The sequence below is a fragment of the Dactylosporangium sp. NPDC000555 genome, assembly GCF_040300025.1.
Classification (GTDB): domain Bacteria; phylum Actinomycetota; class Actinomycetes; order Mycobacteriales; family Micromonosporaceae; genus Dactylosporangium.
Genome location: NZ_JBEPDB010000043.1, coordinates 1 through 13,788, shown reverse-complemented (window position 1 = coordinate 13,788; position 13,788 = coordinate 1). Strand labels below are relative to the sequence as shown.

Sequence of the window (13,788 nt, the reverse complement as noted above, 5' to 3'; positions counted from 1 at the left end):
TCGATACCAATCGAAGGGATCACCGCAATGGCAAAGGTCGTCTCCACGCTGTTCGTCTCGGCTGATGGTGTGGCCGAGATCGACCCCGACTGGCACTTCCCGTATTTCGACGACAACATGGGCCGCGCCGTCGGCGAGGACTACGACACGGCCGACGTGCTGCTCATCGGCCGTGAGACCTACGACAGCTTCGCCGGAGCGTGGCCCAGCCGCGAGGCGGCCGGTGGCGACGACGCGTCGTTCGCCAAGCAGCTCGGGGACGTGCGTAAGGTGGTCGTCTCGCGCCAGCCGCTGGAGTTCTCCTGGCGCAACTCCGAGCTGATCGGGGGCGACCTCGTCGAGGCCGTGGCCGCGCTCAAGGCCGATGCCAGCATCAAAGGCATCCTCATCCCCGGCTCGATTTCGGTGGTACAGCAACTGCTCGCCGCGGGACTGGTCGATGAGCTGCGCCTGCTGGTGCATCCGGTGGCGGCGCGCAAGGGCCGCAGGCTGTTCGATGACGGCGACGCGCCGTACCACCTGAGGGTGACGGCGACGGAGACGTTTCCGACGGGCGTGATCCGGGTGATCTACGTGCCGGCCGAGGCGCCCGCCGCGGTTGGCTACGACGAGGTCAAGGACCGGGTGCCCGAGGGCAGGTAGCGGTCAAGGAAGGCGATAGCCGCGGCCGACGATGGTGGCGATCGGGTCCGGGTCGCCGAGCTTCTGGCGCAGGGTTTTGACCGTGGTGCGCACTGCGGTGGTGAACGGGTCGGTGTGCTCGTCCCAGACCCGGTTGAGCAGGTGTTCCGCGCTGACCAGTTCGCCGTTGGCCCGCAGCAACTCGGTGAGCACCCCGAACTCCTTGCGGGTGAGCGTGATCGCGCGGTCGCCGCGGCGAACTTCGTGGCGCCCGACGTCGACGTTGATGTCGCCGCGGTGCAGCACGGTCGCTATCCGGCCCGGCGCCCGCCGGCCGAGCGCGGTCACGCGGGCGATGAGCTCGGCGAAGGCGAAGGGCTTGGCGAGGTAGTCGTCGGCGCCGAGGTGAAGACCCTCGACTCGGCTGTCGAGCGACGCCGCCGCGGTGAGCATGAGGATGCGCGCCGGGGAGCCCAGGCGGATGAGTGCTCGCGTCACGTCGTCGCCGTGCAGGACGGGCAGGTCGCGGTCGAGGACGACGACGTCCGGGGCGACGTCGGTGGCGCGGCTGACGGCGGCGGCGCCGTCGTGGACGACGTCGACGACCATGTCGTGTTCGCGCAGGCCGTCGGCGATCAGCTGGGCGAGGACCGTGTCACCGTCGGCGATCTCGGACAACCTGATCGACGACATGATCCAGAAGTTGGAGAGGGACTTTGTGGACTGTGGCTGAAGTGGACGGTCAGGCATGACGGCGGCGACCGGACCGCAGTGGCGGGTCGAGTTCGACGCCGAGGTGAAGTTCAGCAACGGCGGCGCGTTGCAGGCGCAGGAGTTCCGGCTCGACATCCTGGGCAGCGACATCGACGACGAGGCGCTCGGTGAGCTGTTCGTGCGTCACCTCGGGCTGCTCATGGTGGGCAGCACGAGGATCACTCGCAAGGTGCTGCTGCGGGAGCCGCACAAGGGCGGTCGCGGCGTCGCCGCCGCGACCGGTCCGCGGCGGGTCGTCGAGCTGACCGGCGGCACGCTGCACGCCGGCCCGGCCGCACTCGTCGACCTGCCGGTGACCCTGGTGCGCACCCTCGGCAGTGCCGGCACGGAGATCGACCGCTCGGCCCTGGTGCCGTTCGAGGTCGCCGGTACCGCCGTGGTGTTGCACACCGGCGGCGAGGGGCACCTGAACGACGCCGCGGCGGCCTGGCTCGCCGAGCGGAACGCCGCGCTGGTGGTGACCGACGCGCAGCTACCGGACGCGGTCGCGGTGCCGGTGGTCACCGGCGTGGGCGGGCTCGACGCGCTGCCGTCGGCCGGTGCGCGGCTGCATGTCGTCGCACTGTCCACAGGGGACGGACCTGGGCCCGCCCGCGTCTACGCGGTCGTCGAAGGAGGATAGCGGTGAGTGCCCGGGGTTCTCCGTGATCACGGAGCGAACGTGCTGCTCCTTGTGCATTTTTACTCCGTGGTCATGGAGAACCTGATGGTCGGTCGACCGCCGCCCGAACTCGGCCTCTCGCGATGCCGAGCGCCCAATTGACGGGTCAGGCGGTGTCGTCGGTGCTGCCGGCGGGGAGGCGTGCGGTCCACCGGTCTTCGATGCGCCCGAGTTTCCAGATCGTGATCGCGAGAGCCCAGGCGAGGACGAAGAGGGCGACGATGCCGTAGCCGGCGTAGTCCAGGGGGATGCCGGCGATGGCGGCGATCGGGCCGGTCGTGATGCCGGCCTGGTCGGCGAGGACGCCGATGAGTTCGATGGTGCCGATGACCAGGGCGACGGCGACCGAGATCGAGGTGATGGTGATGTTGTAGAAGACCTTGCGGACGGGCTTGGCGAAGGCCCAGCCGTAGGCGGCGTTCATGAAGACGCCGTCGATGGTGTCCATGAGGCACATGCCGGCGGCGAACAGGATCGGCAGGACGAGGATGGAGTAGAAGGGCAGGTTGAACGCGGCGGCGCCGCCGGCCAGGACGAGCAGGCCGACTTCGGTGGCGGTGTCGAAGCCGAGGCCGAACAGCACGCCGACCGGGTAGATGTGCCATGGGCGGCGCACGGACTTGGTGAGGCCGCCGAGGATGCGGTTCATCAGGCCGCGCTTGTTGAGCTGCTCTTCGAGCTTCTGTTCGTCGTACTCGCCGGCGCGCATGCGGCGGAAGACGCGAATGATGCCGAGCAGGACGCCGAGGTTGAGGATGCCGAGGATCCACAGGAACACGCCGGAGACCGAGGCGCCGACGATGCCGGTGATCGAGTGGAGTTCGGAGTCGTCGTTCTCGACCTGCCCGGCGAGGGTCTTCACACCGACGGAGAGCAGGAACGCGAGCATGAACACGATCGTGGAGTGGCCGAGGGAGAACCAGAACCCGACGGAGAGGGGTTTGCGGTCCTCGCCGGTGACCACGTTGTCGGCCATGAGCTTGCGGGTGGTGTTGTCGACCGCCGCGATGTGGTCGGCGTCGAAGGCGTGCCGCAGGCCGAAGGTGTAGGCGAGCAGGCCGACGCCGACGGTGAAGACCGGGTAGTCGCCGCCGAGCTGGAAGTGCTGCGGCACGACCAGGCCGAGCAGCACGCCGAAGCCGACGACGTGCAGCAGCACGATGAAGGCGGTCATGCCGCCGAGGGAACGCCAGTCGCGCCGGGTGAGGCTGCGACGGAACCGGGCGATCCCGGACCCGTCCGAGACGGGGGTGGTGGCGGGGCTGCTCATGGTGACCTGATTTCGCTGTGATCGAAGTCGATGCTGTCGGCAGCACGGTACTGCCCGCTCGTAGGTTATTGCAATAAGGTTGCAACAACACATCGTTGCCGTGAGGTGAGCGGTTCACGCCGGTACGCGCTGGGCAGTCAGTCGCGATCGGCGGTCGCGGCCGGTTGGGACGCCGGTGGCGGGGCCGCGACGCCCGAGGGCTGTGCGGTGCGTGTGCGGCCGATCGGGAACAGCGCCGGCCGGCGCTTCGCGGCCAGGTCCTCGACCCAGCCGAGCGCCGCGACCACCAGGGTGAGCAGGGCCAGCGCCACGGCGAAGTAGCCGAACTGGCCCGCCCGCCAGGCCTGCAGCCGGTCGCCGATCGGGAAGCACACGGCGATGGCGGCGTTGTGCCACAGGTACACGGTGACGGCCCGGGCGTTGAGGACCGTGACGAAGGCGTCCAGCGGGCGGGCGCGCTCCAGCCAGGACATCGCCGGGGCGGCGCGGAGGACCAGCAGGACGAAGCCCAGGGAGTACAGTGCCTGGGCCGCCGGGACGTTGTTGACGTCGGCGGCGTCCGCGTCGCTGTGGGGGATCAGCGCCCAGGCCGTCCCGGCCGCGATGCACGCGGCGGCGGCCGCGAGCAGCAGCGGCAGGCGCATGCGGCGCAGGGCCCCGGTGTGGTGCGCGAACCCGGCGTACCAGCACGCGCCGTAGGTGGCGAGGTGCAGCATCACGGTGGCGGCGCGAGCGTTCAACGCGAAGGGGTCGAACCGCGTCCAGCCGAGCGGCGGGCCGAGCTTGAGCAGCGCGAGCAGCGCCAGCGGCAGCAGCACGGTCAGGAGCGGCCGGCGGCGGAACAGCCGCCACGCCGCCGGGGACAGCAGGACCAGCCAGAGGTACGTCACCAGGTACCACAGCACCACCGTCACGTTGGCGGCCCACGCGTTGCCGGGCGGCTCGGCCAGCGGCACCACCCAGAAGACCAGGGCGGCGAGCTCCCGGCCGTTGCCGGCCGCGCTCCAGCCGTGCCAGAACATCGCCGGTACCACAATCACGCCCATCGCCCACAGCGCCGGCAGCAGCCGCCGGATCCGGCCGCGGACCGCGCGGGCGGCGGAGCGCTGCATCGACGCCGCCATGAGCGAGCCGCCCAACGCGAACATCACGCCCATCGCCGGGAACGCCCAGCTCAGCCATGGTGCGGCGAACATGTGGTACGTCACGACCCGGACGATGGCGATCGCGCGCAGCGCGTCGAGGTAGCGGTCCCGGCCCGTGGTCTGCGTCATTCGGGCATCATGGCCTCGCTCGGCGGCCGACCACGGGGGTTTGGCCGGCGGCTGCCCGATCACCCACCCCGCCGGGGTGACTCCCCGGGGTCGCCACCGGTCGCGGTCGACGGTGTCAGACCGCGGGTGATGTCGCGCTGTCGGTGCCGTCGTGCGGGGCGCCGGCACAATCCATATCGTCGCCGGGGCGGGGACCGGCATCGGACGGGCGGTCGCCGCGGCGTTCGTCGAAGCCGGCGACAGCGTCGTCATCACCGGACGGCGCCGCAACGTGCTCGCCGCCACCGCCGCGGACCTCGGCGCACGGGCCCGCTGGGCCGCGTTCGACGCGACCGACCCCGCTCAGGTCGCCGCCGCCCTGGACGAGCTTCCCAGCACCGTCGACGTCCTGGTCAACAACGCCGGCGGCAACACGGACCTCACCGGCGGCCCGACCGACTCCGGCGAGCCCACCGAGCTCGCCCGGCTCGCCGCCGCGTGGCGGGCCAACCTGGACGCCAATGTGCTGTCCGCGGTCCTCGTCACCGACGCCCTGCGGCCCCGCCTCGCACCCGGCGGTGCGGTCGTCAACGTCAGCTCGATCGCCGCGCACCGCGGCGGATCCGGCTCCTACGGCGCGGCCAAGGCTGCCGTCGAGGCCTGGACCCTCACCCTCGCCCAGCAGCTGGGCCCCGACCGGATCACCGCGAACGTCGTCGCCCCCGGCTACATCGCCGACACCGAGTTCTTCCGCGACCGCATGACCCCGCAACGCGAGGCCAGCCTCATCGCCCAGGCCACCAACGGCCGCGCCGGCGTCCCCGGGGACGTCGCCGCCGCGGTGCTGTTCCTCGCCTCACCCGCCGCCGGCCACATCACCGCCCAGACCATCCACGTCAACGGCGGCGCCTGGGCCGGCCGCTGACGCCGTGGTCAGCGCAGGATGCCGGTGTGGCCGAGGGAGTACCGTCCGGGCTGCGGCCAGAAGCACAGCCCGTGCGGCTGGGCGCCGACCTTGATCCGGGCGAGCAGGTGCCCGTCGTCCGTGGAGATGGCGTAGACCTCGCCGTTGTAGCGGCCGGAGAGCCACAGGACCTTGCCGTCCGCCGAGACCCCGCCCATGTCCGGGCTTCCGCCGCCGGGGATCTGCCACTTGGCGACGAGGGTCCCGGTGGCGAAGTCGAGGACCGACACCGAACCCTCGCCCCGGTTGGCGATGTAGAGGCGCTTCGAGTCGCGGCTGACGTACAGCCCGTGTGCGCCGGCCCCGGTCGGCAGGAACATCCGCACGGTGAACGCGTCCCCGTCGAGGATCCACACACCTGAGGTGTGCATGTCGGCGACGTACCAGGTGCGCCCGTCCGGGGTGATCTTGACGTCCTGCGGCATCGCCCCTTCGCGTGGCAGGTGCAGCTGGCCGACCACCTCCTGACGCTGGACGTCCACCTTGATCAGGTCGCCGGAGAACTCGCAGGTCGCGATGAAGTAGCGGCCGTCGGCCGAGAAGTCGGCGTGGTTCACCCCGGAGCAGTTGACCGGCACCGAACGCGCGATCGCCATCGTGTGCGGGTCCCGGAAGTCGATGCGGTGCAGCAGCTCCGCCATGACCATCGCGAACTTGCCGTCGGGGGTGAAGTACAGGTTGTACGGGTTTTCGACCGGGACGGGCGTGCCGAACGTGCCGGTCGCCGGGTCGATCGGGGTTAGCGTGTTGCCGTCGTTGTTGTTGACCCACAGCGTGCGCAGGTCCCAGGCCGGCACGACGTGCTGCGGTGCGTTGCCGACCTTGACCGTCTGGATGACCTTGTACGTCGCCGGGTCGATGACGGAGACGGTGTCGCTGTCGAGGTTCGGCACGTACACCCGGACGGGGTCGTTCCTGACCGCGTCGGCGAGCGCGCCGGGCCGGTCCGCGGCGTAGACGTCGCGCGGGTCGAGCAGCGGCGGCATGCCGGGCAGCGCATCGCCCGGCGCGGCGGCCCCGCCCGAACTCCCGGGCGGCCGGGACGTCGCCCTGCCGGGCATGCTCATGCCGGGCATGGCCTCCGGCGTGTGGTGGTCGCCAGGGCCCGCGCTCTTCGCTGCGGGCCTGGAAGAACACGCGCCCAGCAGTAGGGCCGCGGCGGTGAGTGCGGCGAACGCGCCGGCGCGAAAATAGAGACTCACGATTGATCCATTCTGTGCGCCTTGCAGGGTATTGCGTACCACGGTGGCCGCCGCCGGATCCGGGTAACGAGCGAGTTGACGTCGTAGGTTGGATTGTCGCGGTCGGCGAGGTTTACGCAGGTCGGCGACGGGCATGCTGCGGCGGATAGCACGCTGGGGCAGGGTCATCGCATGTGGCGGGCGTTGCTTGCCGCCGGGCGTGGCTCCGCCTACTGCTTGACGTGCCCTTCCTGCCACCGATCGGGCGGGTGCCGGCTGCGGCCGTACTCGGCCACGCCGCGTTGAGCACACTGCTGGGCGTGGCGGCCGTCGTCCCGCTCGGCATCGAGCTGCTGATGGTGCTCCGCGGCGTGCTGTACGGCCTGCTCGACCACGGACCGTACGACCACTCCTGGGGTGGTCCGAGCGCACCCGGCCGCTGTCAGCTGTGTAGCGCGAACCTAACCCAGCTCGTCTCCGAGGTGGGCGAGGACGGCTGCCGGGTCTGGTGCCCGGGTCAGGGACCGACCGATGACGATGTGCGTGGCGCCCGCGCGGATGGCGGCCGCGGGAGGCGCCGGTCGGGCGTGCTCGGTTGCGGCCCCGGTGCTCATCTCGGCCTGCAACATCACTCCTGGAGTGACGATCAGCATGTCCGGGCCGAGTTCCGCGCGCAGCAAAGCCGCGTCCTGCGGTGAGGCGACCACTCCGTGACAACCGGAGTGCTGGGCCAGCCGGGCCAGACGGGTTACCTGCTCCTCGATCGTGGCGCTCAGCCCGATGGCGGCGAGGTCGGCGTCGGTGAGGCTGGTGACGACGGTCAGCGCGATGACGTGCAGTTTCGGGAAGTCGGCGGCTGCGCGTACCGCGGCCTCCATGACTGTGGAGCCTCCCATGGCGTGCACGGTCACCATGGTCGCGCCGAGTCGGCCGGCTGCGCGGACGGCACCCGCGACAGAAGTCGGGATCTCGAACAGCTTGAGATCTAGGAAGACATCCTTGCCCCCGCCTACCAGCCTGGCCACAAAGGCCGGGCCGGCGACGGTCAGCAACTCCAGGCCCACCTTGTATGACTGGCCGGCATCCCCCAGGCGGTCGACGATCGCCTCGGCGTCGTCAACGGTGTCGAAGTCGAGCGCGACGATGATGCGGCGTGCCGTGGTCACCCGCTGATCCTGGCAGTTCGGCAGTGCAGCTGTCATGCTGGCAGAGAGGACTCCAGGTCGCGACGGGTGAGGGCGGCGCGCAACTGTAGCGCTTCGGCGGCGAGATTCTCCGGTCTACCCTGCTCGCGATCGATGGCGCAGACCACCGAGTCAACCTTGGCGCCATTGGCCCGCAGCTGCCGGCACGACGCCAGTAACGCCCCGCCGGTGGTCACCACGTCCTCGATCACCACAACGCGCCGGCCGTCCACGAGCCCGCCCTCGGCCGCCTTGCCGGTGCCGTACTCCTTGGCCTGCTTACGGACGAAGACGGTCGGTAGCCCGGTCAGCTGCGACATCACCGTCGCGATCGGTATGCCGCCCATCTCCATCCCAGCCAGCACGTCGCATTCCGGCAGCAAGGCGACCATCGCCTCAGCCACGTCGCGCAACAGACCGGGCTGCGCCTCGAACAGATACTTGTCGAAGTATTCGTCGCTCACCTGCCCCGAGCGCAGGCGGAACGACCCGGTCAAACGGCACGTTTCGGAGACGCGACGTGCGAGCGGGGAAGGCATACATACAGCCTCGCAGATGGCCTGGCGCAGCAACCAGCCGCCCATGCCCCTGCCCGGTGCAGCACCCGAACTTCCTCTCATCCCGCGAACCGCTCGTCACACATCTGCGATGCGCGGTGAGTGGCCGGCTTTCCGGTCGCGCCGAGTGCGGCTCCCGACGAAGATGTTGCAAGAGATGTCGAGAGCGGCCTGGTGGCTCCGTCTCAGGAGTGCCGCGGCCGCCGTGGCCGTACGACACCAGGGAGACCCAGCATGACGATCCAGCGGATGGACAATGTCCTCATCGTTGTCGACGACCTTGACGCTGTTATTTCGTTCTTCGTCGAACTTGGCATGGAGTTGGAGGGCAAGGGGCCAATCGAGGGGCGTTGGGTGGAGCGCGTCATCGGGATCGACGACGTCCGACAGGACGTCGCAATGCTGCGGACCCCGGACGGCCACGGCCGAATCGAGCTGGCGATGTTCCACACACCGAAGGCGATCAGCACCGAGCCGAAGGATGCACCGGCGAACACGCTGGGCATTCGTCGCATCATGTTCGCCGTCGACGACATCGAGGACGTCGTTACCCGCCTGCGCACCCACGGCGCCGAACTCGTCGGCGAGCTGGCGCAGTACGAGGACATCTATCGGCTCTGCTACGTCCGCGGCCCCGAGAGCATCATCGTCGGACTGGCTGAGCAACTCAGCTGAAAGGCCCGCCGAAGCGGCGTCGCGCCTCGCCGCGCACACCACCGACGTTGACAAACTCACGTACGTCAATAGGTCAATGCCTCGGCTACTGCTGACCAGCGGCAGTAAGGATGTCTGAAACTGCATGCACCGTCATGAAGTCACCGGCCCGTGCAACGTCAGTACGGAAGCACGCTCGTGGCCAATTCCTCGATCATGGCAGTACGCGTCCGGATGCCGCCGATCGAGCTCGGAGCAGCAGGTCGACGGCCATCGCGGTCAGTGGGCGGCCTCAGCGCAGCTCCGGCCCCGACTTCTCGCGCAGACGTGCGCGGGCGGCCTCCAATTGCTCGCTGTACTCGGGAGCGAAGATGATCGGATCATCCTCCAGTAAACCCTTGAGAAGGTAGATTGCCGACCATACAACCGGGTCGCGGTCAATAAGAGCATCGAAATCCTTGGTGCCAACGTGCTCGTACAGCCAATGCGAGAGCACGAACGCCTGGTCCCTGCTGAAGGTCACCGTAACGACATCATCCGACACAGCGGCAACGATAACCAACCGAGGGCGGACTCACGTCGGGCAAAGCAGACGCCGGCCACGGCGCTACCGACCGCCGAGCACGGAACTGATGAAGGTAAGGAGCAGTGTGGCGGTGCGCGGTGGATCCTCAAGCATGGGGGAGTGCCCAACGCCGGGAATCAACTCCACTCTGGCGTCCGCCACGGCGCGGTACGAGGCGGCGGATGAGGATCGCCATCTCTGGTCTTGTTCGCCGAAGATCACGAGCAGTGGTTTGCCGAGGGGTGTGAGCCGGTCCGGGAGCGGACGCTGCGTGAGATAGTCGTCGGACGCGTGTGACGTGGCGGTGAGCGCGTGGTAGGTCATGCCGCGCGTATCGTCGACGAGCTGCTGCGGTGCCGTGAATCCTGGCGCGAACGCGGTGCTCAGTCCCCGGCGGATGATGCCGTCGGTTCGCAGCCGCCACAGGAGTTGCCCCACCACGGGGACGTCGATGAGCTGGCCGACGGGCCCGCCGGAGATGAAGGCGTCCATGCGGGGTCCGGTGTCGATGAGCGCCAGTGCGGTTACCATGTCGCCTCGTTGTTCGGCGAGGGCGGAGGCGACGTAGCCGCCGGTGGAATGGCCGACCAGTATGGCGTGCTTGACGTACAGCCGGTCCAACGCTTGCCCGACCCGGTGTGCCTGCTGTGGGATGGCGTAGCCGCCGCCCGCTGGTTTGGCGGATCGGCCGTGCCCGAGCAGGTCGATCCGGATGACGCGATAGGAACTGGCCAACATTGGTACGACCGGATCCCACCAGCTGGTCGAGGCGCCGAGCCCGTGGATCAGGACGAGTGCCGGGGCGTCGCGGGGACCGTCCTGGCTCACGTAGATGTTCCCGCCTTCCAGCGGCAGGATCGAGTTCCCGGTGGCGTCGGCGTCCTGCCAGTTCACCATTGCCGTGTTTCCCACGAGCGCCCCGGCGACGACGAGAAGAACTGTCGAGGCGATGATGCGACGCCTTCGGCGGCGGGGGCGTCTCACCTGTGGCTCCCGGTCAGGGGCCTGCGGATCGTGGTCGTCCGGGTTGTCGGACACTGGCGAAGCAGTCATGGGCTCACTGTCGCCGCACATGGGTGCTGGTGGCTTGAACAAATGTTCCAGGCAGCCGGCCTGCGTAGCATGAGGTGATGCGACCTGCCGTGAGCGAGCGTGACGATGCGGCGGTGTGGGACGTCGCACGCCCGGCGCGGCCCAGCCAATTGGCCGGCGTCAGCATGGCTGGGTTCCGTGACCGTGGCATGACGACGGTCGGCCACCGGGCGATCCCGCACCCGGCCGTGACCCTGGTCCTGGAGTTCGGTGCCGGCCCGCTCATCGTGGACGATGCCGTAGGAAGGCAGCAGCGGGGAAGTCTCGTCGCCGGACTCGGATTCGGCGCGGTTCGCGTACGGGGCGAGAACTTCGAGGCCGTGCAGGTGCGCCTTTCTCCGGTCAGCGCACGCGCGGTTCTGGGCGTCTCCCCGGCCGACCTGGACGGCGCCGTAGCGGCGCTCGACGACCTCTGGGGCCGGCAGGCGTCACGTATCCGTGAGCAACTCAGCGACGCCTCGTCGTGGGCGGAGCGGTTCGCGTTGACCGACATGTTGCTCGCCCGTCGGCATCAGGCGGGGTCCCCGGTAGATCCGGAGGTGTCCTGGGCCTGGAACCGGATCCTCGTCGGCCGCGGCCAGATCCGGATCGACAGACTGGCCGCCGAGGTCGGATGGAGCCGCAAACGCCTGTGGTCCCGGTTCCACTCGCAGATCGGCCTGCCGCCCAAACGCGCCGCGACGCTGGTCCGCTTCGACCGCGCCGCCCACCGCCTGGCCGCGGGTGTCGACGTAGCCCGGGTCGCGGCCGACGGCGGCTACGCGGACCAGTCCCATCTGCATCGCGACGTCGTGGCGTTCACCGGGGTTACGCCAGCGACCGTGGCCTGCGAACCATGGCTCGCAGTCGACGACATCGCCTGGCCAAATCGCAAGGCCAGCCACCAAAGGAATGAGCGTCCCGCGCTGCGCGCCGCGACGACATCCGCACACGCTTGATCCGGTGCTGCGCGGCGTGGGAGTGGCTGCGGACCGCCCACCTCGCCGTTTCGCTAAGCCCGATCTTGAGCACTACCGCCGGGTCTGTTTCAGGGCGGCGAGGACCGCGTCCAGCCGGCCGTCGAGCGGTCCGCTCAGCTCCAACACTGGCGTGTCCTCCCAGGCGTTCAGCGGGTCGTCGTAGACCAACTCCACCAGCGCGTCATTCATTCGCGCGCGAAGGCCAGGCATCTCCATCGCCGGTAGAATCTGCTCCGTCTCGGGTGTGATCACCGTGATGACCAACAGATCGAGGCTCGCAAACGCCGACCGTAGCGGTGCGCCATCGACTCCCTCCGAGGGGTCCGCGCCAATCGCGGCCAGATATGCGAGGTAATCCAACGGCGTCCGGTCGAAGATCGTCCCGGACGGCGACGGCGGTGAGCGCAGGCTCCGCACCGAGCGGGCCAGCAACGCCCGGTAGTCCTCCAGCGACGGCGGAAACTGAAACTCGTAGCCCTCCTCTTCGAGCAGGTAATACGGCTCATCCGCCGCGACATGGCCCGATAGGTTCGCGCTCAGCGCCTCGACAAGTGTCGTCTTCCCAGTTCCGTGTGTCCCGGAGATCCCGACCCGCATCCGCGCTCCTGCCCATCCGGAAGATCCCGACGATCATAACCTTGGTCTTCATTCGGGAACCTGTGTTCGACATCGATGGCCGACCGCTTGCCACTCGTCACGGAAATCTGCGGCGTGGTCGCGTGCCCACACGGTGAACGGCCGGGCGGGCGTGCCGGTGACGTCTTCGGCGGTGGGCATCGGACCGGGTTCTGGGGTCACGGGGTGTTTGACCTGCGCGGGATCGGATGTACCGCCGGAGTATGTCTGGAACCCGGCGAGGAAGTCGGCGGAGGCCGCCGCGAAGCCGCCCTGGGCGAGATAAAGCTCGCGGGCCTGCGCCGGGGTCACCACTTCCAGGCGGAGAACGAGTCGAGGGCCCGGTCGGTGATGGTGGAGATGGTCTCCTTCGCCACGTCGGTGCCGTACACCTCGGCCAGGTGCGCACACGCCTCCCCGGTCGTCGGCCCCTTCGCGGTCAACGAGATGACCAGGTTGTCCACCCCGCCGAAACGTCGCTGCCGCTTGGCCACGATCTGCGGGGTGAACGTGCCGTCCCGGTCCCGGGGCACATCGACCGGCGCTCGTGCCGGTCCCGGCCCAGATGCGCGTCCATCTCCCCGTTGAGCGCCGCTTCGAGGAACCGCTTCGTCAACTGTTGCAGCAGTCCGCCCTCGCCCAGCAGCGCCACGCCCTGCCCGCGGGCCTGCTCCGCGAGGGCCGCCACGGTGTCGTCGAGCACCCGAGCGAGCAGGTCCTCACCGGTCGCCGGCACAGCATCCACCGCATTGACGGCAGGCTGTGTACGCCGTTTGGTAACGGTTGTCATCTAAAGATCCTTTTGTCCTGATTTCCACCGTTTACCCCAGTGTCACCATCGATGAGTCCGGCGGGTTCGCTCTGCCTGTTACCTGCCTGCGTGGCTGATGTAAATTCTGCGGCCCGTCCGGACGTGAAGGACCGGCCGGCATGGCTTAAGAGGAGCGTGTCAGCGCCCGACTGGGATATGCCCACCGACCGGTCCGTGCCCCCTCGGTCGAAGGAGACACAGCTCCATGGTGGTAATCGGCATCGACGCGCACAAGCGCACCCACACCGCGGTCATCGTCGACGACAACGGCAAGAAACTCGCGACCAAGACCTGCGCATCGACCAGCAAAGACCACTTCGCCCTGTTGCGCTGGGCCGCCGGCTACGGCAGCGAACGGGTCTGGGCCGTCGAAGACTGCCGCAACATGACCCGCCGCCTCGAGCAGGACCTGCTCGCTGCCGGCGAACGCATCGTGCGTGTCCCGCCGAAGCTCATGGCCCACGTCCGCGACGCAGCCCGCACCTACGGCAAGTCGGACCCGATCGACGCCCTTGCCGTCGCCCGTGCCGTGCTGCGTGAACCCGACCTGCCGACAGCGTTCCTCGACGGACCAGACCGTGAACTACGGTTGCTGGTCGACCACCGTGAAGACCTCGTAGCTGAACG

Annotated in this window: 17 protein-coding genes and 1 pseudogene; 6 read left to right on the top strand and 12 right to left on the bottom strand. The window is 69.0% G+C overall.

Translation table 11 applies throughout. The features are described 5' to 3' along the window. The first annotated feature begins 27 nt into the window (after window positions 1-27). Entirely contained in the window at window positions 28-642 is a 615-nt protein-coding gene (locus ABT297_RS24250) for a dihydrofolate reductase family protein (RefSeq protein WP_350553486.1), read from the top strand. Window positions 643-645: 3 nt separating this feature from the next. On the opposite strand, the gene ABT297_RS24245 is transcribed toward ABT297_RS24250, so the two are convergent. Then, window positions 646-1,314, bottom strand: coding sequence for a response regulator transcription factor (locus ABT297_RS24245; RefSeq protein ID WP_502885635.1), 669 nt, complete (start codon window positions 1,312-1,314; stop codon window positions 646-648). 55 nt (window positions 1,315-1,369) lie between these two features. Here ABT297_RS24245 and ABT297_RS24240 point away from each other — a divergent pair, with 55 nt between their 5' ends. Then, window positions 1,370-2,017, top strand: a complete 648-nt coding sequence (locus tag ABT297_RS24240; protein ID WP_350553484.1) for a hypothetical protein — start codon at window positions 1,370-1,372, stop codon at window positions 2,015-2,017. Window positions 2,018-2,162: 145 nt separating this feature from the next. On the opposite strand, the gene nicT is transcribed toward ABT297_RS24240, so the two are convergent. Both nicT and ABT297_RS24230 read right to left on the bottom strand, forming a co-directional pair. Further along, window positions 2,163-3,326, bottom strand: coding sequence for a Nickel transporter NicT (nicT, locus tag ABT297_RS24235; RefSeq protein ID WP_350553482.1), 1,164 nt, complete (start codon window positions 3,324-3,326; stop codon window positions 2,163-2,165). Between the two features lie 137 nt (window positions 3,327-3,463). Continuing rightward, entirely contained in the window at window positions 3,464-4,600 is a 1,137-nt protein-coding gene (locus ABT297_RS24230) for an acyltransferase family protein (RefSeq protein ID WP_350553480.1), read from the bottom strand. A gap of 151 nt (window positions 4,601-4,751) precedes the next feature. On the opposite strand from ABT297_RS24230, the gene ABT297_RS24225 reads away from it, so the two are divergent. Next, a complete protein-coding gene (locus tag ABT297_RS24225; protein ID WP_350553478.1) occupies window positions 4,752-5,504 on the top strand; it encodes an SDR family NAD(P)-dependent oxidoreductase in 753 nt (250 codons plus the stop codon). Between the two features lie 8 nt (window positions 5,505-5,512). On the opposite strand, the gene ABT297_RS24220 is transcribed toward ABT297_RS24225, so the two are convergent. The 4 genes from ABT297_RS24220 to pyrE form a co-directional block, all read right to left on the bottom strand. Continuing rightward, window positions 5,513-6,745 (bottom strand): YVTN family beta-propeller repeat protein, encoded by a 1,233-nt coding sequence (locus ABT297_RS24220; RefSeq protein ID WP_350553476.1) that lies wholly within the window; start codon window positions 6,743-6,745, stop codon window positions 5,513-5,515. A gap of 209 nt (window positions 6,746-6,954) precedes the next feature. Continuing rightward, entirely contained in the window at window positions 6,955-7,134 is a 180-nt protein-coding gene (locus ABT297_RS24215) for a hypothetical protein (RefSeq protein ID WP_350553474.1), read from the bottom strand. Between the two features lie 51 nt (window positions 7,135-7,185). Then, a complete protein-coding gene (gene pyrF, locus ABT297_RS24210) occupies window positions 7,186-7,890 on the bottom strand; it encodes an orotidine-5'-phosphate decarboxylase (RefSeq protein WP_350553472.1) in 705 nt (234 codons plus the stop codon). A 32-nt stretch (window positions 7,891-7,922) separates the two neighbouring features. Beyond that, a complete protein-coding gene (gene pyrE / locus ABT297_RS24205; protein WP_350553577.1) occupies window positions 7,923-8,447 on the bottom strand; it encodes an orotate phosphoribosyltransferase in 525 nt (174 codons plus the stop codon). 252 nt (window positions 8,448-8,699) lie between these two features. Between pyrE and ABT297_RS24200 the strand changes: the two genes are divergently transcribed. Further along, window positions 8,700-9,140, top strand: a complete 441-nt coding sequence (locus tag ABT297_RS24200) for a VOC family protein (RefSeq protein WP_350553470.1) — start codon at window positions 8,700-8,702, stop codon at window positions 9,138-9,140. A 271-nt stretch (window positions 9,141-9,411) separates the two neighbouring features. Here ABT297_RS24200 and ABT297_RS24195 read toward each other — a convergent pair whose 3' ends face one another. Next, on the bottom strand, window positions 9,412-9,663 hold the full coding sequence (locus tag ABT297_RS24195; protein WP_350553468.1) for a hypothetical protein: 252 nt from the start codon (window positions 9,661-9,663) through the stop codon (window positions 9,412-9,414). Between the two features lie 63 nt (window positions 9,664-9,726). Then, window positions 9,727-10,737 carry an alpha/beta fold hydrolase gene (locus ABT297_RS24190; RefSeq protein ID WP_350553466.1) on the bottom strand — a complete coding sequence of 337 codons (1,011 nt, stop codon included), beginning with the start codon at window positions 10,735-10,737 and terminating at the stop codon, window positions 9,727-9,729. A gap of 77 nt (window positions 10,738-10,814) precedes the next feature. Here ABT297_RS24190 and ABT297_RS24185 point away from each other — a divergent pair, with 77 nt between their 5' ends. Next, the gene (locus ABT297_RS24185) at window positions 10,815-11,714 is read left to right on the top strand and encodes an AraC family transcriptional regulator (RefSeq protein ID WP_350553464.1); all 900 of its coding nucleotides are present in this window, start codon (window positions 10,815-10,817) and stop codon (window positions 11,712-11,714) included. 72 nt (window positions 11,715-11,786) lie between these two features. On the opposite strand, the gene ABT297_RS24180 is transcribed toward ABT297_RS24185, so the two are convergent. From ABT297_RS24180 to ABT297_RS43200, 3 genes and pseudogenes are all read right to left on the bottom strand, one after another. Continuing rightward, on the bottom strand, window positions 11,787-12,332 hold the full coding sequence (locus ABT297_RS24180) for an AAA family ATPase (RefSeq protein ID WP_350553462.1): 546 nt from the start codon (window positions 12,330-12,332) through the stop codon (window positions 11,787-11,789). A 48-nt stretch (window positions 12,333-12,380) separates the two neighbouring features. Continuing rightward, window positions 12,381-12,662, bottom strand: a complete 282-nt coding sequence (locus tag ABT297_RS24175; protein ID WP_350553460.1) for a hypothetical protein — start codon at window positions 12,660-12,662, stop codon at window positions 12,381-12,383. Between the two features lie 2 nt (window positions 12,663-12,664). Then, a pseudogene (locus ABT297_RS43200) lies at window positions 12,665-13,086 on the bottom strand (transposase); the annotation flags it as partial. 280 nt (window positions 13,087-13,366) lie between these two features. On the opposite strand from ABT297_RS43200, the gene ABT297_RS24165 reads away from it, so the two are divergent. Next, window positions 13,367-13,788: IS110 family transposase (locus ABT297_RS24165; RefSeq protein WP_350553456.1), on the top strand; the 422-nt coding region annotated here is incomplete at its 3' end.